The 20,766-nt window shown below is 73.3% G+C and carries 15 protein-coding genes and 1 tRNA gene; 11 read left to right on the forward strand and 5 right to left on the reverse strand.

The window, feature by feature from the left end:
• Window positions 1–273 precede the first annotated feature (273 nt).
• The 8 genes from ptsP (at window position 274) to QE401_RS08370 (ending at window position 10,420) form a co-directional block, all read left to right on the forward strand.
• On the forward strand, window positions 274–2,784 hold the full coding sequence (gene ptsP, locus QE401_RS08335) for a phosphoenolpyruvate--protein phosphotransferase (RefSeq protein WP_307137762.1): 2,511 nt from the start codon (window positions 274–276) through the stop codon (window positions 2,782–2,784).
• Entirely contained in the window at window positions 2,774–3,718 is a 945-nt protein-coding gene (pfkB, locus tag QE401_RS08340; protein WP_307137763.1) for a 1-phosphofructokinase, read from the forward strand. The genes ptsP and pfkB overlap by 11 nt, the downstream gene beginning before the upstream one ends.
• Before the next feature lie 42 nt (window positions 3,719–3,760).
• Complete coding sequence (locus tag QE401_RS08345) at window positions 3,761–5,536, forward strand: fructose-specific PTS transporter subunit EIIC (protein ID WP_307137764.1); 1,776 nt, start codon at window positions 3,761–3,763, stop codon at window positions 5,534–5,536.
• Between the two features lie 269 nt (window positions 5,537–5,805).
• Entirely contained in the window at window positions 5,806–8,538 is a 2,733-nt protein-coding gene (gene gyrA, locus QE401_RS08350; RefSeq protein WP_373461471.1) for a DNA gyrase subunit A, read from the forward strand.
• Window positions 8,531–9,082, forward strand: a complete 552-nt coding sequence (gene coaD, locus QE401_RS08355) for a pantetheine-phosphate adenylyltransferase (protein ID WP_307137766.1) — start codon at window positions 8,531–8,533, stop codon at window positions 9,080–9,082. Before gyrA ends, coaD begins: the two co-directional genes overlap by 8 nt.
• Window positions 9,083–9,141: 59 nt before the next feature.
• Entirely contained in the window at window positions 9,142–9,663 is a 522-nt protein-coding gene (locus tag QE401_RS08360) for a peptidylprolyl isomerase (RefSeq protein ID WP_271138017.1), read from the forward strand.
• A gap of 119 nt (window positions 9,664–9,782) precedes the next feature.
• Window positions 9,783–9,858: transfer RNA gene (locus QE401_RS08365), tRNA-Lys, on the forward strand.
• A 136-nt stretch (window positions 9,859–9,994) separates the two neighbouring features.
• The gene (locus QE401_RS08370) at window positions 9,995–10,420 is read left to right on the forward strand and encodes a DUF6525 family protein (protein ID WP_307137767.1); all 426 of its coding nucleotides are present in this window, start codon (window positions 9,995–9,997) and stop codon (window positions 10,418–10,420) included.
• 38 nt (window positions 10,421–10,458) lie between these two features.
• Here the strand turns inward: QE401_RS08370 and QE401_RS08375 are convergent, their stop codons facing one another.
• The 5 genes from QE401_RS08375 to QE401_RS08395 form a co-directional block, all read right to left on the reverse strand.
• Complete coding sequence (locus QE401_RS08375) at window positions 10,459–11,130, reverse strand: GntR family transcriptional regulator (protein ID WP_307137768.1); 672 nt, start codon at window positions 11,128–11,130, stop codon at window positions 10,459–10,461.
• Between the two features lie 101 nt (window positions 11,131–11,231).
• Window positions 11,232–12,713, reverse strand: a complete 1,482-nt coding sequence (hydA, locus tag QE401_RS08380; protein ID WP_307137769.1) for a dihydropyrimidinase — start codon at window positions 12,711–12,713, stop codon at window positions 11,232–11,234.
• 12 nt (window positions 12,714–12,725) lie between these two features.
• Window positions 12,726–13,415, reverse strand: a complete 690-nt coding sequence (locus tag QE401_RS08385) for an amino acid ABC transporter permease (RefSeq protein ID WP_307137770.1) — start codon at window positions 13,413–13,415, stop codon at window positions 12,726–12,728.
• A 9-nt stretch (window positions 13,416–13,424) separates the two neighbouring features.
• Window positions 13,425–14,249: an ABC transporter substrate-binding protein gene (locus QE401_RS08390; protein WP_307137771.1), complete on the reverse strand. Its 825-nt coding sequence runs from the start codon at window positions 14,247–14,249 to the stop codon at window positions 13,425–13,427.
• Window positions 14,250–14,288: 39 nt separating this feature from the next.
• Window positions 14,289–15,179, reverse strand: a complete 891-nt coding sequence (locus QE401_RS08395) for a dihydrodipicolinate synthase family protein (RefSeq protein WP_307137772.1) — start codon at window positions 15,177–15,179, stop codon at window positions 14,289–14,291.
• A gap of 86 nt (window positions 15,180–15,265) precedes the next feature.
• Here QE401_RS08395 and QE401_RS08400 point away from each other — a divergent pair, with 86 nt between their 5' ends.
• The 3 genes from QE401_RS08400 to QE401_RS08410 all read left to right on the forward strand — a co-directional run bounded on the left by QE401_RS08400 (window position 15,266) and on the right by QE401_RS08410 (window position 20,717).
• Complete coding sequence (locus tag QE401_RS08400) at window positions 15,266–18,115, forward strand: FAD-dependent oxidoreductase (protein ID WP_307137773.1); 2,850 nt, start codon at window positions 15,266–15,268, stop codon at window positions 18,113–18,115.
• A 71-nt stretch (window positions 18,116–18,186) separates the two neighbouring features.
• Window positions 18,187–19,275 (forward strand): glycosyltransferase family 2 protein, encoded by a 1,089-nt coding sequence (locus QE401_RS08405; protein ID WP_307137774.1) that lies wholly within the window; start codon window positions 18,187–18,189, stop codon window positions 19,273–19,275.
• Entirely contained in the window at window positions 19,275–20,717 is a 1,443-nt protein-coding gene (locus QE401_RS08410) for a glycosyltransferase family 39 protein (RefSeq protein WP_307137775.1), read from the forward strand. Before QE401_RS08405 ends, QE401_RS08410 begins: the two co-directional genes overlap by 1 nt.
• Window positions 20,718–20,766 lie beyond the last annotated feature (49 nt).

Below are 20,766 nucleotides of genomic sequence, written 5' to 3' on the forward strand. Positions count from 1 at the left end.
GGCGGGGGACTCGGTCCTGGGTCCGCCGCAGCGGTGACGCCGGGTACCCGCTGACGCGAAGTTGCCGGCCGTGGGGCGGCGGGCGTGAGTGTTCAACTTCGCCGGACACCGCCATATCTGTCCTCCGTATTGATCCTGGCCGTTCCGCTCCCGACCCGACGCCGCCCCGCGGTTGCCGGGATGGCGCGGAACGGCCTAGGTATCGCAGCGCAATCCGGGAACGGCCCGCTCCGGCGGGCCGTCTCGCTACGGACGACAGGACGCCCCGATACCGTGATTCTCTCCGCCGACCGCATCCGTCTCGCCGCAGCCCCCGCCGACAAGGACAGCGCCATCCGCGAGGCGGCGCAGCTCCTGGTCAAGTCCGGCGCCATCGACGCCGCCTATGCCGACAGCATGCTGCGGCGCGAGCAGGAGGCGGACACCTTCCTGGGCAATGGCATCGCCATCCCGCATGGCCAGCGCGGCGATCGCGGGCTGATCCGGCAGACCGGCATCGCCGTGCTGCAGGTGCCGCAGGGGGTGCGCTGGAATGGCGAGGATGTGGCGCATCTGGTGGTCGCCATCGCCGCCCAGGGCGATGAGCATATCGCCGTGCTGCGCCGCCTGACCGATGTGCTGGGCGAGTCCGACCTGGCCGCCCGGCTGGCGCAGACCGGCGACAAGGCCGAGATCCTTCGCGCCCTCGATCCCGATGCGCCGGCCGGCGGCGAGGCGCCGGCGGTGGCGGCCGCCGCCGCCCCGCCCGGTGGCGGGCTGACGGCCGAGGTGCAGGCCCCGGCCGCCGCCGGCATGCATGCGCGCCCGGCGCGGGTGCTGGTGCAGGCGGCGAAGGGCTTCCAGTCCCGCATCACCCTGCATCATGGCGGCCGCAGCGCCGATGCGCGCAGCATGATCGCGCTGCTGCAGCTCGGCGCCGGGCCGGGGGCCGCCATCACGCTGGAGGTCTCCGGCCCCGATGAGGCGGCGGCGCTGGCCGCTCTGCGCCAGGCCTTCGCCGAACAGCTGGGCGACGACGATGCCGCCGCATCCGGCCCCGCCGACACCGCCCCCGCGACGGTGGCGGCCGATGAGCCGTTGGAGCCCGGCGCCATTGCCGGGCTGCCGGCCAGCCCCGGCATCGCCATCGGCGTGCTGCACCGCTTCCGCTCCGAGGCGGCGGGCTATGCGGCCACCGCTTCCGACCCGCTGGGCGAGAAGGCGGCGCTGGAGGCCGCGCTGGAGGCCGCGCGCGCCGAGCTGAAGACCATGGCCAGCGAGATGGCCCAGCGCGTCGGCGACAAGCACGCCGCCATCTTCGCCGCGCATGAGGAGTTCCTCGAGGACCCCGAGCTGCTGGCCGAGGCGCGCGCCGCGATCGACTCCGGCGCCTCCGCCCCCGCCGGCTGGATGCGGGCGGCCGAGGCGCGGGCTGGCGCGCTGGCCGGCATGGGCGACCCGCTGCTGGCGGCCCGCGCCACCGACATGAAGGATGTCGCCCGCCGCGTGCTGCGCCAGCTGGTGGGCGGCGGGGAGGCGGCGACGGCGCCGCTGCCGCAGGATGCCATCATCCTGGCCGAGGATCTGACGCCCTCGGAGACCGCCAATCTCGACCCGGCGCGGGTGGTCGGCCTGGCCACGGCGGCGGGCGGGCCGACGGCGCACACCGCCATCCTGGCGCGCGCCCTGGGCATCCCCGCCATCGTCGCCGCCGGCCCCGGCGTGCTGGCGCTGGCCGATGGCACGCGCGCCGTGCTGGATGGCGAGCGCGGCCGGCTGATCCCCGATCCGGACGAGGCGGTGCTGGAGCGCGCCCGCGCCGCCAAGGAGCAGGGCGCCGCGCGGGCCGAGGCGGCGCGCCAGGCCGCCTTCCGCCCCGCCATCACCCGCGATGGCCACCGGGTCGAGGTCGCGGCCAATGTCCGCCGGCCGGAGGAGGCCATCGAGGCCGTCGCCGCCGGCGCCGAGGGCAGCGGCCTGGTGCGTAGCGAGTTCCTCTTTGACGAACGCGCCGAACCGCCGACCGAGGAGGAGCAGTTCGACCTCTATCGCCGCCTGGCGGAAGGCTTCGGCGGGCTGCCGGTGGTGCTGCGCACCCTGGATGCCGGCGGCGACAAGCCGCTGCGCTTCGTGCGCCACCCGGTGGAGGCCAACCCCTTCCTCGGCCTGCGCGGGCTGCGCCTGTCGCTGGCCGAGCCGGCGCTGTTCCGCGCGCAGATCCGCGCTGCCCTGCGCGCCGCCCGGCATGGCGATCTGCGCATCATGCTGCCGATGGTGGACGGGCTGGCCGATCTCCGCGCCGCGCGCGAGATCATCGAGGCCGAGCGCGCCGCCCTGGCCACGCCGCCGGTGGAGGTCGGCATCATGGTCGAGGTGCCCTCGGCCGCGGTGATGGCGGACCAGCTGGCGCGGGAGGCGGATTTCTTCTCGATCGGCACCAACGACCTGACGCAATACGCGCTCGCGGTGGACCGGCTGCACCCGACGCTCGGCGCGCGCTCCGACGCGCTGGACCCGGCGGTGCTGCGGCTGATCGACATGACGGTGAAGGCGGCGCATGCGCGCGGCCGCTGGGTCGGCGTCTGCGGCAACATGGCGGCCGACCCGATGGCGGCGCCGATCCTGCTGGGCCTTGGTGTCGACGAGCTCTCCGTCTCCATCCCCAATGTGGCGGCGCTGAAGGCGCAGATCCGCGCGCTGTCCATGGCCGAGGCCGAGGCGGCGGCGCGCCTGGCGCTGAACTGCGCCACGGCGGCGGAGGTGCGGGCCCTGCCCAGCCTGCGGAAGCTCGGCCATGCCGGCTGAGCCCGCCATGCCGCGCATTGCCACCGTCACGCTGAACCCGGCGCTGGATTTGACCATCCCGTTGCCGCAGCTGGTGCGGGGCAGCGTCAACCGCGCCGGCGCGGCCGAGCTGCGGCCGGCGGGGAAGGGGGTCAATGTCTCCGTCATGCTCGCCGTCCTTGGCGAGGCCTCGCGCGCCACGGGGCTGCTGGGGGCGGCGGATCTGCCGGTCTTCGAGGCCTTCCTGGCGCCGCTCGGCATCCAGGGCGACTTCCAGCCGGTGCCCGGCCGCTGCCGCATCAATGTGAAGCTGGTGGAGACCGGGGAGGGCGAGGTCACCGATATCAACCCGCCCGGCCCGACCGTCGACGATGCGGCGCTGCAGGCCATGCTGCGGCGGCTGCAGCCGGCGCCGCGCATCGCCGTGCTGTCCGGCAGCCTGCCGCCCGGCCTCGGCCCGGCGGCGCTGGCCAGCGTGCTGGCCCGGCTGAAGGCGGATGGCAGCCTGGTGGTGCTGGACAGCAGCGGCCCCGCCTTCGAGGCTGCCCTGGCCGAGGGGCCGGCCCTGGTGAAGCCCAATCGCGACGAGCTTTCGGCCCTGCTCGGCCGGCCATTGCCCGACCGTGCCGCGCTGCTGCAGGGCGCGCGGGAGCTGCAGGCCCGCGGCATCGGCCATGTCGTCGTCTCGGCCGGCGGGGAGGGCGCGCTCTTCGTGCTGCCCGAAGCCTGCCTCTGGGCCAAGCCGCCGCGCGTGGCACTGACCACCACGGTGGGCGCTGGCGATGCCATGGTGGCGGGGCTCACCGCCGCGCTGGCCCGTGGCCTGGACCCCGAGGCGATGGCGCGGCTGGCCACCGGCTGCGCCGCCGCCGCCGTCTCCCGCCCCTCCGGCGGGCTGCCGGCCCTGGCCGAGATCGAGCGGCTGGCCGGCGCCACCCATGTCGAATTCCTCTGACGTCTTCGCGGCGCTGCCGCCCCATGCCAATGGACGAGTGCCATGACCTCTGATCCCGGCCGAGAAGCGGCCACGCGCCTCCTGGCGGTCATCCGCCACGCGGCCAGCCAGCCCCATGCCAGCATGGCGGCCGAGGCGCTGCGCGACGCGGCCGAGCGCGCCGGCCTGACGCTGACGCTCGACACCGGGGAGGGCGCCACGGCCACGCTGCCCGAGCCCGATGCGGTGCTGCTGGTGGGCGACGCCACGGCCGAGGCCGCCCGCCATGCCGGGCGCCCGCTGATCGCCACCACGGTGGTCGAGGCGATCCGCCGGCCGGAACAGGCGCTGCGCGCCGCTTCCTCCCTGGCCAGCCTGCCGCGCCCGGCCGTGCCGGCGACCGCAGCGGCAAGCCCGGCCGCGCCGGCCGCCGCCGCCGCCGCGGCCGCCCCGGGGGGCAGCCGCAAGCTGGTCGCCATCACCGCCTGCCCGACCGGCATCGCCCATACCTTCATGGCCGCGGCGGCGCTGGAGAAGGCGGCGCAGCAGCTGGGCTATGCCATCAAGGTGGAGACCCAGGGTTCGGTCGGCGCCAAGAACGCACTGACGCCCGAGGAGATCGCCGAGGCCGATGCGGTGGTGATCGCCGCCGATACCGGCGTCGACCGCAGCCGCTTCGGCGGCAAGCGCATGGTGGTCGCCGGCACCGGCGACGCGCTGAAGGATGGCAAGGGGCTGATCAACCGGGCGCTCGCCGCCGAGCCGGAAGGCCAGGCGGCGGCGGCTTCCGGTGCCGCGGCGGCGCCGGGCAAGGCGCAGGCGCCGGGTGTCTACAAGCACCTGATGACCGGCGTGTCCTACATGATCCCGCTGGTGACGGCGGGGGGGCTCTGCGTGGCGCTCTCCTTCGCCTTCGGCATCGAGGCCTTCAAGGAGCCCGGCACCCTGCCGGCGGCGCTGTTCCAGATCGGCGCGCAATCGGCGCTCGCACTGATGGTGCCGGTGCTGGCCGCCTTCATCGCCTTCTCCATCGCCGACCGGCCGGGGCTGGCGCCGGGCTTCGTCGGCGGCGCCCTGGCCGGTTCGGTGCAGGCGGGCTTCCTGGGCGGCATCGTGGCCGGCTTCGTCGCCGGCTACATCGCCCGCTTCCTGCGCGACAGGCTGCCCTTCCCTGAAAGCCTGGAGGGGCTGAAGCCGGTGCTGGTCATCCCGCTGCTGGCCTCGCTGGCGACCGGCCTGCTGATGATCTACGTGCTCGGCGCGCCGATCGCCGCGGCGCTGGCCTGGCTGACCGAGTTCCTGCGCGGCATGGGCTCGACCAATGCGGTCATCCTGGGCGTGCTGCTGGGCGCCATGATGGCGGCCGATATGGGCGGGCCGGTGAACAAGGCGGCCTATGCCTTCGGCGTCGGGCTGCTGGGCTCGGACACCTTCGGGCCGATGGCGGCGATCATGGCAGCCGGCATGACGCCGCCGCTCGGCATCGCGCTGGCCACCTTCCTGGCCCGCTCGCGCTTCAGCCAGGAGGAGCGGGACGCCGGCAAGGCCGCCGCCATCCTGGGCGCCGCCTTCATCACCGAGGGCGCCATCCCCTTCGCCGCCAAGGACCCGCTGCGGGTGATCCCGGCGCTGGTGGCGGGCTCGGCGGTGGCCGGCGGCCTGTCGATGCTGTTCGCCTGCACCCTGCGCGCGCCGCATGGCGGCATCTTCGTGGTGGGCATTCCGGGGGCGGTGGGCAACCCGCTGCTCTACCTGCTGGCGATCATCGCCGGCACGCTGGTGACGGCCTTCGCCGTCGCCGCACTGAAGCGCAGCGCCCCGGCCGGCGTCACCGCCTGAGGCGTCCGGAGGCGGGGGCAGGGAGGCCCGCGGCGGCGCCGGCGGCCGTTTGGCGGAACGCGCCGGAACGGCTATAAGGTTCCGGATATTCCTGGGGGAAGGGCGGGGCGGCGAAAGCCGGCCCGGCCGCTGCCCGGGGGCCCAGCCCCCCGCCGCGCAGACCCCGTTCAGCTGCATGGGATGACCGCGTGAGCGAGAGCGACAACGGCACCGGGCCGGCCGGCCATATTCCGCCCGAGGGCACGCTGCCGATCGCGCTCGAGGAGGAGATGCGCCGCTCCTACCTCGACTATGCGATGAGCGTCATTGTCGCGCGCGCCCTGCCGGATGTGCGCGACGGGCTGAAGCCGGTGCATCGGCGCATCCTGTTCTCCATGCAGGAGAACGGCTTCACCGCCGACAAACCCTACAAGAAATCCGCCCGCGTCGTCGGCGACGTGATGGGTAAGTACCACCCGCATGGCGACAGCGCGATCTACGACGCCATGGTCCGCATGGCGCAGACCTTCTCGCTGCGCGTGCCGCTGATCGACGGCCAGGGCAATTTCGGCTCGATGGACGGCGATCCGCCGGCGGCGATGCGCTACACCGAGGCGCGGCTGGCCAAGTCGGCCGTCGCCCTGCTGGAAGGCATCGACGAGGACACGGTCGATTTCGCGCCGAACTACGATGAGAGCGCGCAGGAGCCGCGCGTCCTGCCGGCCGCCTTCCCGAACCTGCTGGTCAATGGCGCCAACGGCATCGCCGTCGGCATGGCGACGAACATCCCGACCCACAATCCGGGCGAGGTGATCGACGCGACCCTGGCCATGATCGCCGAGCCGGAGACCAGCCTGGAGGATCTGATGAAGATCATGCCGGGCCCGGATTTCCCGACCGGCGCGCTGATCCTGGGCCGCGCCGGCATCCGCTCCGCCTTCGAGACCGGGCGCGGCAGCATCGTGCTGCGGGCGCGGGCCGAGATCGAGGAGATGCGCGGCGGCCGCAGCGCCATCGCCATTTCCGAGATCCCGTATCAGGTGAACAAGGCGGCGCTGATCGAGCGCATCGCCGAGCTGGTGCGCGCCAAGCAGATCGAGGGCATCAGCGACCTGCGCGACGAGAGCGACCGCTCCGGCCTGCGCATCGTCGTCGAGCTGAAGAAGGACGCGACGCCGGAGGTGGTGCTGAACCACCTCTATCGCTACACCAATCTGCAGACCTCCTTCGCGGTGAACTTCCTGGCGCTGCACCAGGGCCGGCCGCAGCAGATGGGGCTGCGCCAGGCGCTGCAGGCCTTCATCGATTTCCGCGAGGAGGTGATCCTCCGCCGCTCGCGCTTCCGCCTGGCCAAGGCGCGCGACCGCGGCCACCTGCTGGTGGGGCTCGCCATCGCGGTGGCCAATATCGACGAGGTGATCCGCCTGATCCGGGAAAGCCCGGATGCGGTGACGGCGCGCACCGCGCTGATGGCGCGCGACTGGCCGGTGGCCGATGTCGGGCCGCTGCTGGCGCTGGTCGATGATGCCGGCAACATCGTCACCGACGAGACGGTGAAGCTGACCGAGGCGCAGGCCCGCGGCATCCTGGAGCTGCGTCTGCAGCGCCTGACCGGGCTCGAGCGCGACAAGATCAATGCCGAGCTGGACGAGGTGGCGGCGCGCATCCGCGAGCTGCTGGAGATCCTCGCCTCGCATCCGCGCCGCATGGAGCTGATGGCCGATGAGCTGCGCGCCGTGCGCGCGCAGATCGCGAGCCCGCGCCTGTCGGAGATCGTCGACGGCCTGGCCGACCAGGATGATGAGAGCCTGGTCGAGCCGGGGCTGATGGTCGTCACCCTGACGCGCGACGGCTATGTGAAGCGCACGCCGCTCGAGACCTTCCGCGCGCAGAACCGTGGCGGGCGCGGGCGCAGCAGCGCCAATATGCGGCAGGACGACGTCGTCATCCGCAGCTTCAACGCGCACACCCATCAATGGGTGCTGTTCTTCACCAGCCGCGGCATGGCCTTCCGCGAGAAGGTCTGGAAGCTGCCGGAGGCGGGGCCGACCGCGCGCGGCCGCTCGCTCCGCCAGCTGCTGCAGCTGCGCGAGGATGAATACGTCACCGCCGTGCTGCCGCTGCCGCAGGATGAGGTGCTGTGGGAGAATCTCCACCTCGTCTTCGCGACCGCCGAGGGCAATGTCCGCCGCAACCGGCTGTCGGACTTCAAGAATGTCCGTGCCTCCGGCCTCATCGCCATGAAGCTGGATGAGGGGGACAGCCTGATCGGCGTCTCCACCTGCCGCGAGGGCGACAATGTGATGCTGGCCACGCGCAGCGGCCGCGCCATCCGCTTCGTCGCCGACCTGGACACGCTGCGCGTCTTCGCCGGGCGCGATTCCACCGGCGTGCGCGGCATCAGGCTGGCGACTGGCGACCAGGTGATCGCGCTCTCGGTGCTGCGCCATGTCGAGGCCAGCGTCGAGGAGCGGGCCGCCTATCTGAAGCAGGCCGCGCAGAAGCGCCGCAATGGCGAGGAGGCGGCCGAGGCCGCCGCCGAATCTGAGGCCGCGCTGGCCGAGGAGAATGCCGAGGCGGCGGGGGCCGAGATCGCCCTTTCGCCCGAGCGTTTCGCCGAGCTGGAGGAGCAGGAGGAAATCCTGCTCACCGTCACCGATGGTGGCTTCGGCAAGCGCAGCTCGGCCTATGAATACCGCGTCACCGGCCGTGGCGGGCAGGGCATCACCAACATCACCCTGTCCTCGCGCACCGGCCGCTCGGTGGTCGCCACCTTCCCGGTGCGGATGGGCGACGACGTCATGCTGGTCACCGACAATGGCCGCCTGATCCGCCTGCCGGCCGACCAGGTCCGCGTCACCGGCCGCCAGGCCATGGGCGTGATGATGCTGCGGCTGAATGAGGCGGAGAAGGTCACCTCCTGCTTCACCGTGGTGGAGCAGCAGGGCGGCGAGGATGGGGCGGCCGAGGATGGCGCGGCCGCCGAGGACCAGCCGGATCTGGAGCCCGGCGCCGATGGCTGAGCCGGGGCAGGCTGCTCCCGGGGCGGGGAGGGCGCCGCGCAGCGGCGTCTATCCCGGCACTTTCGACCCCGTCACCAACGGGCATATCGACATCATCAACCGTGCCGCCCGTATTCTGGACCGGCTGGTGATCGGGGTGGCGATGAATGCCGGGAAGGGGCCGCTCTTCCCGCTCGATGAGCGGGTGGAACTGGTGAAGGCCGAGACCGACGCGATCGCGCGCCGGACCGGCACGATCATCGAGGTGGTGCCCTTCGACAGCCTGCTGGTCGGCTTCGCGCGCGAGGTCGGCGCCCAGGTCATCGTGCGCGGCCTGCGCGCGGTGACCGATTTCGATTATGAGTTCCAGATGGCCGGGCTGAACCGCCGCCTCGATCCGGAGATCGAGCTGCTGTTCCTGATGGCCAGCGAAGGAAACCACTTCATCTCTTCACGTTTCGTGAAGGAGATCGCGCGGCTGGGCGGTGACATCACCAGCTTTGTCCCGCGTCTGACACGCGACCGCACCCTGGAGAGGGTGCGGATGCCAAACCCTGGGGAGTAACCACACGGATGTTCCGCCGGACCCTGCTCGCCAGCACCATCGCCGCTACGGGGATCATGATGACCGAAGCCACCACCAACGAAGCCGCGGCGCAGGATGACCGCGAGAACACGCTCTACTTCGACCTGAAGGACGGGCGCGTCGTCATCAAGCTGCGCCCGGACCTGGCGCCGCAGCATGTCGAGCGGATCAAGACCCTGGTGCGCCAGGGCTTCTATGACGGCACGCCGTTCCACCGCGTGATCGAGGGCTTCATGGCCCAGGGCGGCGACCCGACCGGCACCGGCACGGGCGGCAGCCAGCTGCCCGACCTTCCGGCCGAGTTCAGCGCCCCCTCCAAGGCGCGCTTCCTGCGCGGCGTCTGCGGCATGGCCCGCACCGCCAACCCGAACAGCGCCAACAGCCAGTTCTTCATCATGTTCGCCCCGGCGCCGAGCCTGGACGGCCAGTACACCATCTGGGGCCAGGTGATGTCGGGCATGGAGTTCGTGGACAAGATCAAGCGCGGCGCCGGTGCCAATGGCATGGTGCGCGAGCCGGATCGCCTGGTGAAGGCGCAGATCGCCGCCGACGCCGGCTGAGGCCGACCGGGCCCGGGCGTGGCGACACGCCCGGGCCTTTCCATCGGCGCGGCCGCGTCAGGCCCCGCCTTGCGGCCTTGACTTTGGCCGTCCGAGCGGCTTTTTCCCAGCCGCCCCGTGTGCCCGTAGCTCAGTCGGTAGAGCACGAGACTTTTAATCTTGGGGTCCAGGGTTCGAGTCCCTGCGGGCACACCATTTCCCTCGGCAACACCGCTTCCTGCCCGGCCAGGCCCCTGAGGGGGCCGAGCAAGGCTGCCGCCGCATGGGTGCCGGGCGCCGGACGCTCGGCATGTCGGTTTCGCGCCGGCCCGGCCCTGGCTAGAAGGCGGCCATGGACAACAGCATGGCCGCCAAGCCCTACAGCAGGCTGAAGGGCGATCCCTACCGCGCCTATGAGGAACTGCCCTTCGAGGTGCGCCGGGCCCTGCAGGAGGCCCTGGTGGATTGGTGCCCGCTGCGCGCCCGGGAATGGCACCTGCATCTGCTGCGCCAGCAGCGGCTGCGCCCGGCGCAGGCGGCGGCCTTCATGGTGCAGGCGATCCGCGGGCATGACCAGGCGGAGGTCGCCGCCTTCGCCAGGAGCTGGCCCGCCGGTGCGCAGGCCTATCCGCATCTGGCAGCCGGCGCGACGCTGCAGCGCTATGCCGGGGCGGCAGGCATGCCGGAGAGCAAGCCGCTCCGCCTGGCGCCGCCGGAGAGGAAAGCCGGGAAAAAGCCCCGGCCGGTGCCGAAGCGGCGGAAGGGCCGTCGCCGCTAGTCGCGCAGTCGCTGCGGGCGCCCCGCACGTCGGTGCCGCTAGACCACCATCGACAGGGTGAAGCGCGACAGCGAGCGGATATGCAGCTGCACGGCGCGTCGCGCCGCCTTGGCGTCGCCGGCGATCAGCGCGTCGAGGATGGCGATATGCTCGCTGGAATCCGGCCCGACCCGGTCCGACAGGCGGGCGATCTCGAACAGCCGCGTGGTGGTGCGCAGCCCCTCGATCAGCCTGGCCATCACCTCATTGCCGCAATGCTCGGCATAGATCCGGTGCACCGTGTCGTCCGACACCCAATGCGCATCCGTATGGGTGCTGGCGGCGTGCAGCTCCACCGCCTCGATCCGCGCCGCATGCAGCCGGCCGAGCGGGATGTGCCCGGCCGCCAGCGCTGCCGCCTCGGGCTCCAGGATCTCGCGCACCTTCAGGCTGTGCAGATATTCGGCAAGATCGACATGCCGCACCACGAAGGAGCGGTTGGCCGCCTTCACCACCAGCCCCTCGCCCTCCAGCCGCTGCAGCGCCTCGCGCAGCGGCGTGCGGGAGATGCCGAGCGTCTCGGCCAGGCGCTGCTCCACCACCGTCTCGCCGCCCTTCAGCCGGCGGTCGCGGATCATCTCCGACACGGCGCGATAGGCGAGGCCGGACAGGTTGAGGGAGGCGGGCCGGCTCTCGCGGGCCTCCGCGGGGTCGGTCGGGACATCCGGCATGGTGCCGGGGCTTGTAGCGGCGCGCGGGCGCGAAGGCGAGGCGCCGCCGCGCGCCGCGGGGCGGGGCGCCGCCCCCGGCGGGGGCGGCTTCGCGGCGCGGCTCACGCCAGGGCGGCGTCGAACCCGTCCGGCACGACACCGCGCGGCCGGGCCAACGCATAGGGGCCGCGCGGCAGGAAGCGGCCGGAGCCGGGCTGGGCCAGCACCTCGCCCTCGCGAACAGCGACCTCGCCGCGGCGGATGGTGACGCTGGGCCAGCCCTTCACCGCCAGGCCCTCCCAGGGCGTGTAGTCGATGGCGTGGTGCAGCCCGGCATTGCGGATGACCCGCTCGGCATCCGGGTCCCACAGCACCAGATCGGCATCCGCGCCGGGGGCCAGGCTGCCCTTGCGCCCGGCCAGGCCGAACAGCGCCGCCGCATTGGCCGAGGAGAGGCGGACAAAAGTGGGCAGGTCGATGCGCCCCTTGGAGACACCTTCGGAGAACAGCACCGGCAGCCGCGTCTCGATGCCCGGCACGCCATTGGGGATGGCGTTGAAGGCCGGGGTGCCGTCCGCGCGCTGCACCGCCGCGCCCGTGCCATAGGCGCTGCCGCCGGCGACGCGCTTCTGCGTGGCGAAGGAGAAGCCGCAATGGTCGGAGGTGACGACATCCAGCGTGCCGTCCTGGATGCGGCGCCAGATGCGCGCATTCTCGCCCTTCTCGCGCAGCGCCGGGGAGCAGACCGCCTTGGCGCCGGCGAAATCCGCGCCGGTCAGGTCGTCATGGTCGAGGGTGAAGTATTGCGGGCAGGTCTCGCCCCAGATCTTCAGCCCGCGCGCCTTGGCGCGTGCGATCTCGGCCGCCGCCTCCTCGCAGGAGACATGGAAGACCTGGATCGGCTGGTCGACCAGTTCGGCCAGGGCGATGGCGCGGTGCGTCGCCTCGCGCTCCACCACCGGCGGGCGGGACCAGGCATGCTGCAGCGGGTCGGTCAGCCCGGCCTTCAGCAGCGCCTGGATGCGCCAGCCGATGGCGTCGAAATTCTCGCAATGCACGGTGACGAAGGCGCCGAGCTTCTTCGCGGTGGCCAGCACCTCGAGGAATTGCGCATCGGTCAGGCGCAGCGGGTCATAGGTGAGGAAGACCTTCAGGCTGCGGATGCCGCGCGCGACCAGGGCCGGCACCTCGCGCTCCAGCACCTCGGGCGTCGGGTCGGTGATGATCTGGTGGAAGGAATAGTCGGCGCGCGATTGCGCGGCGCGGGCCTCGTAGCCGGGGGCGGAGGCGGCGAGGCTATGGCCCTTCCATTGCGGCAGGAAGCAGATGAAGGAGGTGGTGCCGCCCGCCAGCGCCGCCGCCGAGCCACTGGCGAAGCTTTCCTCATGCACCGAGCCGTCCTGGCCCATCTCCTCCAGATGGCAGTGGGAATCGAGGCCGCCCGGCGTGACGATCAGGCCCTTGGCGGAGACCTCCTCCCGCCCGCGCGGCAGGTTCAGCCCGAGCGCCGCGATGCGCCCGTCGCGGATGCCGATATCGGCCTCGAACACTTCCGCCGCCGTCGCCAGCGTGCCGCCGCGCACCACAAGATCGAATTCGTTCATCTTCAGTCTCCCCTAGCGCCGATCCGCGGCTTCGCTCGCATGGCCGCGGCCGAAGCGCCGCTCCAGCGCCCGCTGCGCCAGATCCCAGGCCGTGGTCATCAGCAGGTAGTAGAGCGCCGCCACGGCGAACAGCTCCAGCACCAGAAAGCGCTCCTGGATCAGGATCTGCGTGCGCCGCAGCAGCTCGTCCATCGAGATGACACTGGCCACCGAGGTGGTCTTGAGCAAGCCATTCACACTGTTGCCGAGCGGCGGGATGATGATGCGCAGCGCCTGCGGCCAGACCACCAGGCGGAAGGCCTGCACGCCGCGCAGGCCGAGCGCCAGCGCCGCCTCCCGCTGGCCCTTGGGCACCGCCTGGATGCCGGCGCGCACCGTCTCGGACAGATAGGCGGCCTCGTTCAGCGACAGGCCGAGCAGCGCCGCCGCCGGCACCGAGAGCCGCAGCCCGAACAGCGGCAGCGCGGTGTAGATGACCAGCAGCTGCACCAGCAGCGGCGTGCCACGGAACAGCCAGCAATAGGTCGCGGCCCCGCCCGCGAGCCAGCGATTGCCGGAAAGGCGCAGCAGCGCCAGCGCGATGCCGAGGGCCAGGCCGCAGACCAGCGCCCCGGCCGTCAGCCCGATGGAGAGCAGCGCGCCCTCCAGCAGATAGGGGTTCGTCAGATAGTCGAAGAACCCGTCCCAGGACCAGATCCGCATCGCCCGCGCTTACGGGGCGGGGCCGACCACGGCGAAGGGCTCATCCCAGCCGCGCACGCCATACTGCTCCAGCAGCTTCGTGTAGAAGCCGTCGGCGCGCATCTCCTCCATCGCCTTGGCGACCTCGGTGGCCAGCACGCGGGAGCGGAAGCCGAAGGCGATCGGCGTCGCGAACAGCCCGCTGACGGCGCGGGTGAAGTCGCCGCGCGTCTCGTATTCCTTGGCGGTGCTGTCGATCGAGATGCCGGCATCGATCTGCCCGACGCGCAGCGCCTGGAAGGAGACGGCGAAATTGTCGAAGGCGCGCACGGTCGGCGCCCGGCCGCCGGCATTCTGCACCTGCTTCACGATGTCCAGCGCGCGGTTGTATTCGAAGCCGCCCTGCTCGACACCGATCGACAGCCCGGCCAGGTCCTGCACGCCGGCGATGCGGCGCGGATTGCCGCGCGGCACCGAGATCGAGATCGCCTGCTGCTCATAGCGCACCAGCTGCATCAGCTTGGCGCGCTCCTCGGTGAAGAACATGCCGGTGTTGATCATGTCCCAGCGCCGCGCGGCCAGGCCCGGGATCATGGCGGCGAATTCCACCCGCACATGCTCGGCCTTCAGGCAGAGGCGGCGGGCGATCTCCGCGCCCAGCTCCACCCGCATGCCGCGCAGCGCGCCGGTGGAATCGACGAACTGCATCGGCGGCAGGGTGGGGTTGGTGGAGAGGGTGAGGGTGCCCGGCGTCACCAGCTCGGCATCCGGCACGCGCGGTGTGCAGTTCTGCGCCGCGGCGGGCAGGGCGAGGGCAAGCAGCAGGGCGCCGGTCAGGGCGGGAAGGATGCGCATGGGTCCTTGGGCCTCCGGGGGCGGATGCGGATGGTGGGATCAGGCGGCGAGCAGGCCGAGCCCGGCCAGCACATCGCGCAGCGCGGGGATGTCGGCTTCGGGCAGGGGCAGGCGCGGCGGGCGGGGCGTGCCCATCTCCAGCCCGGCGAGCCGCAGCGCCGCCTTGGTGCCGGAGACGTAGCGGGGCCCGCCGACGAAGGGCAGCAGCGGCGCCAGCCGGCGGTAGAGCGGCAGCGCCGTCTCCCGGTCCCCGGCCATGGCGGCGTCGAACATGGCGGAGGAGAGCTTCGGCGCCACGTTGGAGCAGACGGCGACCCAGCCCACCGCGCCGAGGAAGGCGCTCTCATAGCCCAGCACGCCGGCGAAGACCGTCATCCGCTCGCCGCAAAGGGCGATGATGTCGCGCACCCGGGTCGGGTCGAGCGTCGATTCCTTGATGTAGCGGCAATTGTCGATCTGCGAGAGCCGCGCCACGGTCGCGGGCAGCAGGTCCACATTGGCGGTCGCCGGATTGTTGTAGACCATGACGGGAATGCCGATGGCCTCGCCGATGGCGCGGTAATGCGCGAACAGCTCATCCTCGGTCGGCACCGAGTAGAAGGGCGGGATCACCATCACGCCCTGGGCGCCCATCGCCTCCGCCTCGCGCGAGAGCGCCACGGCCTCGCGCGTGTCCTCGGCGCCGGTGCCGACCAGCACCGGCACCCGGCCCGCCGCGGCGCGCAGCACCGTCTCGACGATGGCGCCGCGCTCCTCGCGCGAGACTGAAAGAAATTCGCCGGTGGAGCCGAGCGGGATCAGCCCCCGCACACCATTGTCGATCTGGTACTCGACCAGCCGCGCCAGCGCCGGAAGGTCGACCGCCATGCCATCGGCGGTGAAGGGGGTGACGAGGACGGTGTAGGTGCCGCGAAAGGGTTCAGCAGGCATCGAGTCACGGCTCCGGGGCGTTTTCGTCATACGGACTGTATACGATCTGCGCGCGATGGCCATATCCTGGCCGCGGCTTTTTCCGGATGTCGAACCCCCGCACGATGCGCCTGCACAGCCCTGGCCTCACCCCGCTCGGCCCCGAATTCACCTTCACCTTCGATGGCCGGACCATCCCCGCCCTGCCGGGCGAGACGGTGGCCGCCGCCCTGGCGGCGCAGGGCCTCCTGACCCTGCGCCACACCGCGGAGGGCGCGCCGCGCGGGGTGTTCTGCGGCATGGGGGCGTGCTGGGACTGCCTGGTGACGGTGGATGGCCGCGCCGGCGAGCGCGCCTGCCAGCTGAAGGCCGCGCCGGGGCTCGACATCCGCTCCGCCCCGCCCGACCGGCCGGCGCCGCTGGCCGAGGCCACGCCGGAGGAGGAAGAGCGCGCGCCCGACCTGCTGGTGGTGGGCGCCGGCCCGGCCGGCCTTTCCGCCGCCATCGAGGCGGCGCGGGCCGGGGCGCAGGTGCTGGTGCTGGATGAGCGCGACGCGCCGGGCGGGCAGTATCTGAAGCCGCTGGCCGCGCATCGCGCCGCCCGGCCCGACGCCCAGCACCGCCGCGGCGACGCGCTGCGCGCCGAGGCGGCGGCCGCCGGCGTGGTGGTGGAGCAGGGCGCCCTGGTCTGGGGCGCCTTCGCGCGGGATGAGGTCGCGGCGCTGCTGGGTGGGCGCTCCGTGCTGTTGCGCCCGCGCCAGCTGCTGCTGGCCCCCGGCGCGCATGAGCGCCCCGTGGCGCTGCCGGGCTGGACCCTGCCCGGGGTGATGACCACCGGCGCGCTGCAGACCCTGGCGCGGGCCGGGCGGGTCTCGCCGGCCGGAACCGTGCTGGTCGCCGGCAATGGCCCGCTGAACCTGCAGCTGGCCTGCGAGCTGGTGGCGGGCGGGGTGAAGGTCGCGGCGGTGCTGGAAGCGGCGCCACGCCCGGGCCCCGGCGCCTGGCGCACCGTGCTGCGCATGGGCCTGGCGGCGCCGGACCTGGCCTGGGATGGCACGCGCTATCTGCTGGCGCTGCGCCGCGCCGGGGTGCCCGTCCTCTGGGGCAGCCGCGTGCTGGAATGCGAGGGGGAGGGCACGCTGCAGCGGGTCCGCGCTGCCACGCCGCAGGGCGAGCGGGTCTTCGCCGCCGGGGCGCTGGCGCTGCATCATGGCTTCGTGCCGGAGACCGGGCTGGCCCGGGCCCTGGGCGCGCGGCACCGCATCGGCCCGGCCGGGGTGCTGGAAACGGCAACCGATGCCGAGGGCCGGACCGATATCCCGGGCGTCTTCGCCATCGGTGATGGCGCGGCGGCGGGCGGCGCGCGGGTGGCGCTGGCGCTGGGCCGCATCGCCGGGCGGGCGGCGGCGCGGGCGCTGGGCCTGGTCGCGCCGCCACGGCCCGAGGACGCGGCGGCGCTGCAACGCGCCCGCGCCTTCCAGGCCGCGCTCTGGACCCTGTTCGCCGCGCCACCCCCGGCAGCCCCGGCCGATGACGTGCTGGCCTGCCGCTGCGAAAGCGTCGCGGCGGGCAGCCTGCGCGCCGCCGGGGGCAGCGCCATGGCCGCGCGCCGCGCCACCCGCGCCGGCATGGGGCTGTGCGGCGGGCGGCTCTGCGCCTCCACCCTGCGCGACATCCTGGGCCCCGCCACGGGCGAGGCCGGCTTCGCCGCCCCCCGCGCGCCGCTGCGCCCGGTGCCGGCGGCCGCCATCTGGCGCCCGCGCCCCGATGCGGCGCGGGAGGCCCTCTATGCCGACCCGCCGGCGCCGCGCGCCTGGCTGACCGCCACGCCGGCCCCGGTGCCGCGGGACTGCGCCACGCTGGTCATCGGCGGCGGGGTGGTCGGGCTGTCCACCGCGCTGTTCCTGGCGCGCGAAGGCGAGGATGTGCTGCTGGCCGACCGCAACGAGCCCGGCCTCGGCGCCTCCACCGCCAATGCCGGCAGCCTGCATGTGCAGCTGCTGGCCTATGCCTTCGACGACACCGGCGCGCCCGGCCCGCTGGCCGAGGCCCTGGCGCTGGGGCCGCCGGCGGTCGCGCTGTGGAAGGAACTGGCGGCCGAGACCGGCGAGTCGCTGTCGATCCGCACCGAGGGCGGGCTGATCCTGGCCGATACGCCGGAGCTGCTCGACTGGCTGCGCCGCAAGACGGCGTTCGAGCGCGCGCGCGGCATCGCCGCCGAGGTGATCGGCCCGGCCGAACTGCGCGATCTGGCGCCGACGCTGCGGCCGGGGCTGCTCGGCGCCTCCTGGTGCCCGCAGGAGGGGCAGATGGATCCGCTGCGCGGCACCGCGGCGCTGCTGCGCCTGGCGCGGCGGGCCGGTGTGCGCCTCGCCCCCGGCCTGGCGGTGACCGGGCTGGCGCGGGAGGGCGCGGGCTACCGCGTGCAGCTGCCGGGCGGCAGCTTCCGCGCCGGGCGGGTGGTGAACGCCGCCGGGCCGCATGCCATGCAGGTGGCGGCGCTGCTGGGGGAGGCGCTGCCGATGCGCCTGGTGGTGCAGCAGGTCATCGCCACCAGCGCCGCCGCCCCGACCCTCAGGCCCCTGGTGCAATGGGCGCGGCGGCATCTCTCCCTGAAGCAGAGCGATACCGGGCAGTTCCTGGTGGGCGGCGGCTGGCCGGGGCGGCTGGATGCGGATGGCGCGGCGCGGCTGCTGCGGCCGGCGATCGAGGGCAATCTCTGGGTCGCGGGGCAGGCGCTGCCGATGCTGGCGGGGGTGCGGGTGCTGCGGGCCTGGGCCTCGCCCAACATCCATCTCGATCGCGGCCCGGTGCTGGGGGAGAGCCCGCGCCATCCCGGCCTGTTCCACGCCATCACCTCGAATGGCTGGACGCTGGGGCCGCTGGTCGGGCGCATGCTGGCCGAGGCCTTGCTGGGACGGGGCCGGCCACCCGCGGCTTTCGCCCCGGGCGGCTGAGGCGGCGGAACCGGCCGGCGTTGCGTTCGGTTGCTGGCACGCCAGGGCCAGGGGCGCTAAGCACGCCGGCGATGTCCCCGCCGATTCTGACCGTCGTCATCCCCTGCTACAACGAGGCCCCGAATGTCGCGCCCATGGTGGCGCGGCTGGAGCAGGCGCTTGCCGGCATCGCCTGGGAAGCCATTTTCGTCGACGACAACAGCCCGGATGGCACCACCGGCGTCGCCAGGGAGATCGCGGCGCGGGACGGGCGCATCCGCTGCATCCGCCGGGTCGGGCGGCGCGGCCTGTCCTCCGCCTGTGTCGAGGGCATGCTGGCCTCCTCCGCCCCCTATGTGGCGGTGATCGATGGCGATCTGCAGCATGACGAGACGCTGCTGCCGCGCATGCTGGCGGCGCTGCAGGGCGGCGAGGCGGATGTCGCCATCGGCAGCCGGCATGTCGAGGGCGGCGCCTCCACCGAGGGGTTTTCGGCGGTGCGGCAGCGGATCAGCGATGGCGGCATCGCGCTGGCCCAGCTTTTCCTGCCGGTGCGGGTGGCCGACCCGATGAGCGGCTTCTTCATGCTGCCGCGCGAGCTGGTGGAGCAGGTGGCGCCGCGGCTGACCGGGCGCGGCTTCAAGATCCTGCTCGACATCCTGCTCTCCGCCCGCCGCAAGCTGCGGGTGGTCGAGCTGCCCTACAGCTTCCGCGCCCGGCAGGCGGGGGAATCCAAGCTCGACACCACGGTGCTGCTGGAATTCCTGGCGCTGCTGCTGGACAAGGCGACGGGCGGGCTGCTGCCGCTGCGCTTCCTGTCCTTCGCCGCCATCGGCGGGCTCGGCATCCTGGTGCATATGGCGGTGCTGGCGCTGGCGCTTGGCCCGCTCTCCTTCCATGCGGCGCAATGGCTGGCCAGCTTCGTCGCCATGACGATGAATTTCTGGCTGAACAACCGCGTCACCTACAGCGATGTCCGGCTGCGCGGCCCGCGGCTGTGGCGCGGGCTGGTGCTGTTCTACCTGGTCTGCGGCGTGGGCGTGGCGGCCAATGTCGGCATTGCCGGGCTGCTGCTGCGGGATGAGCTGGTGGATTGGGGCCTGGCCGGCGCCGCCGGCGCGGCGCTGACGGTGGTGTGGAACTACGCCGTCTCGGCCACGCTGGTCTGGCGCGCCCGCTGATGTCCTGGCGCAACCCCTGGCTGCAGGCGCTGCTGGGGCTGACGGCGCTGCGGCTGCTGGCGGCGCTCTGGCTGCCGCCGGCGCCGGACGAGGCCTATTACTGGGTCTGGGGCCGGGCGCTGGCGCCCAGCTATTACGATCACCCACCCATGGTCGCGGCCTGGACGGCGCTGGGCAGCCTGATCGCCGGCGACAATGCCTTCGGGCTGCGGCTGCTGGGCCCGATCGGCGTCGCCATCGCCTCGATCCTGCTGGCGCAGGCGGGGGAGGCGCTGTGGCCCGGCCGGCGGGTGGGCGTCTGGGCCGCGGCGCTGCTGAACGGCACGCTGCTGCTCGGCGCCGGCTCGGTGCTGATGACGCCGGACACGCCGCTGCTGGTGTTCTGGTGCGCCGCCATCTGGGCCCTGGCGCGGCTGCAGGCCAGCCAGGATGGGCGCTGGTGGCTGGGCTTCGGCCTGCTCTCGGGCGGCGCGCTGCTGTCGAAATACACCGCCGTGCTGCTGGGCGCCGCCGTGGTGCTCTGGCTGCTGGCCGAGCCCCGGGCGCGCCACTGGCTGCGCAGCGCCTGGCTGTGGCTGGGCGGCGCGCTGGCGGTGCTGGTGTTCAGCCCCGTCATCTGGTGGAACGCCACGCATCACTGGGCCAGCTTCGCCAAGCAGGGCGGACGGGCGGGGGCGACCGCCACCGGCTCCCCCTGGCGCTATCTCGGCGAATTGCTGGGCGGGCAGATCGGCCTCGTCACCCCGATCATCTTCGTGCTCTGCGTCGCGGGCACGGTGCTGGCCTGCCGGCGCTGGTGGCGCGGCGATGCCGCCGCCGGGCTGCTGGCAGCGCTGACCGTGCCGGCGGCGCTGCTGTTCCTCTGGCAGGCGACCGGCAGCCGGGTGCAGGGCAATTGGCCGGCCATCCTCTATCCCAGCGCCTGCCTGGCCGCCGCCGCCTATCTGGGGCCGGGCTGGGATCGCTGGCGGCGCTGGGGCGTGGCGCTGGGCATCGGGCTGACGCTGCTGGTGCTGGTGCAGGCGGCGCTGGCGCCGCTGCCGCTGCCCCGCCGCAGCGACCCGACCCTGGCCAGGCTGGGCGGCTGGGCCGAATTCGCCGGCGAGGTCGAGGCGGCGCGCCGCCAGGCCGGGGCAAGCTTTGTCGCCGCCGAGGAATATGGGCTGGCCAGCGAGCTGGCGCTGCATCTGCCGCCGGGCGTTGCGGTGGTGGCGCTGGGCGACCGGTGGGACCTGTTCGACCTGCCCCCCCCGGCGGAGGGGCTGCGCGGGCTGCTGGTGCGCAGCGAGCGCCGCTCCGGCCCGCCGCTCTGGCCGGGCGCGGTGGAGCAGGGCGGCATCATCCGCAGCCGCAAGGGGATCGAGGCCGAGCGCTACCGGCTGCATGGGGTGGTGGTGACGGCGGAGACGCCGCCTTTGGCGCTGCTGCCGCCGCGGCGCTGAAGGTATCTTGAAGCCCTGGCGGTGGGCGCCCGCCACCCCACATGCTGGG

It is taken from the genome of Pseudoroseomonas cervicalis (assembly GCF_030818485.1).
Taxonomy (GTDB): Bacteria; Pseudomonadota; Alphaproteobacteria; order Acetobacterales; family Acetobacteraceae; genus Pseudoroseomonas; species Pseudoroseomonas cervicalis_A.

Bases quoted from the DNA above. Each gene is read 5' to 3' on its own strand.
- QE401_RS08345 (WP_307137764.1), top strand. From the start codon at position 3,761: ATGACCTCTGATCCCGGCCGAGAAGCGGCCACGCGCCTCCTGGCGGTC.
- hydA (WP_307137769.1), bottom strand. From the start codon at position 12,713: ATGAACGAATTCGATCTTGTGGTGCGCGGCGGCACGCTGGCGACGGCG.
- pfkB (WP_307137763.1), top strand. From the start codon at position 2,774: ATGCCGGCTGAGCCCGCCATGCCGCGCATTGCCACCGTCACGCTGAAC.
- coaD (WP_307137766.1), top strand. From the start codon at position 8,531: ATGGCTGAGCCGGGGCAGGCTGCTCCCGGGGCGGGGAGGGCGCCGCGC.
- QE401_RS08405 (WP_307137774.1), top strand. From the start codon at position 18,187: ATGTCCCCGCCGATTCTGACCGTCGTCATCCCCTGCTACAACGAGGCC.
- QE401_RS08400 (WP_307137773.1), top strand. From the start codon at position 15,266: ATGTCGAACCCCCGCACGATGCGCCTGCACAGCCCTGGCCTCACCCCG.
- QE401_RS08390 (WP_307137771.1), bottom strand. From the start codon at position 14,249: ATGCGCATCCTTCCCGCCCTGACCGGCGCCCTGCTGCTTGCCCTCGCC.
- QE401_RS08410 (WP_307137775.1), top strand. From the start codon at position 19,275: ATGTCCTGGCGCAACCCCTGGCTGCAGGCGCTGCTGGGGCTGACGGCG.
- QE401_RS08370 (WP_307137767.1), top strand. From the start codon at position 9,995: ATGGACAACAGCATGGCCGCCAAGCCCTACAGCAGGCTGAAGGGCGAT.
- QE401_RS08360 (WP_271138017.1), top strand. From the start codon at position 9,142: ATGACCGAAGCCACCACCAACGAAGCCGCGGCGCAGGATGACCGCGAG.
- QE401_RS08385 (WP_307137770.1), bottom strand. From the start codon at position 13,415: ATGCGGATCTGGTCCTGGGACGGGTTCTTCGACTATCTGACGAACCCC.
- QE401_RS08375 (WP_307137768.1), bottom strand. From the start codon at position 11,130: ATGCCGGATGTCCCGACCGACCCCGCGGAGGCCCGCGAGAGCCGGCCC.
- gyrA (WP_373461471.1), top strand. From the start codon at position 5,806: ATGCGCCGCTCCTACCTCGACTATGCGATGAGCGTCATTGTCGCGCGC.
- QE401_RS08395 (WP_307137772.1), bottom strand. From the start codon at position 15,179: ATGCCTGCTGAACCCTTTCGCGGCACCTACACCGTCCTCGTCACCCCC.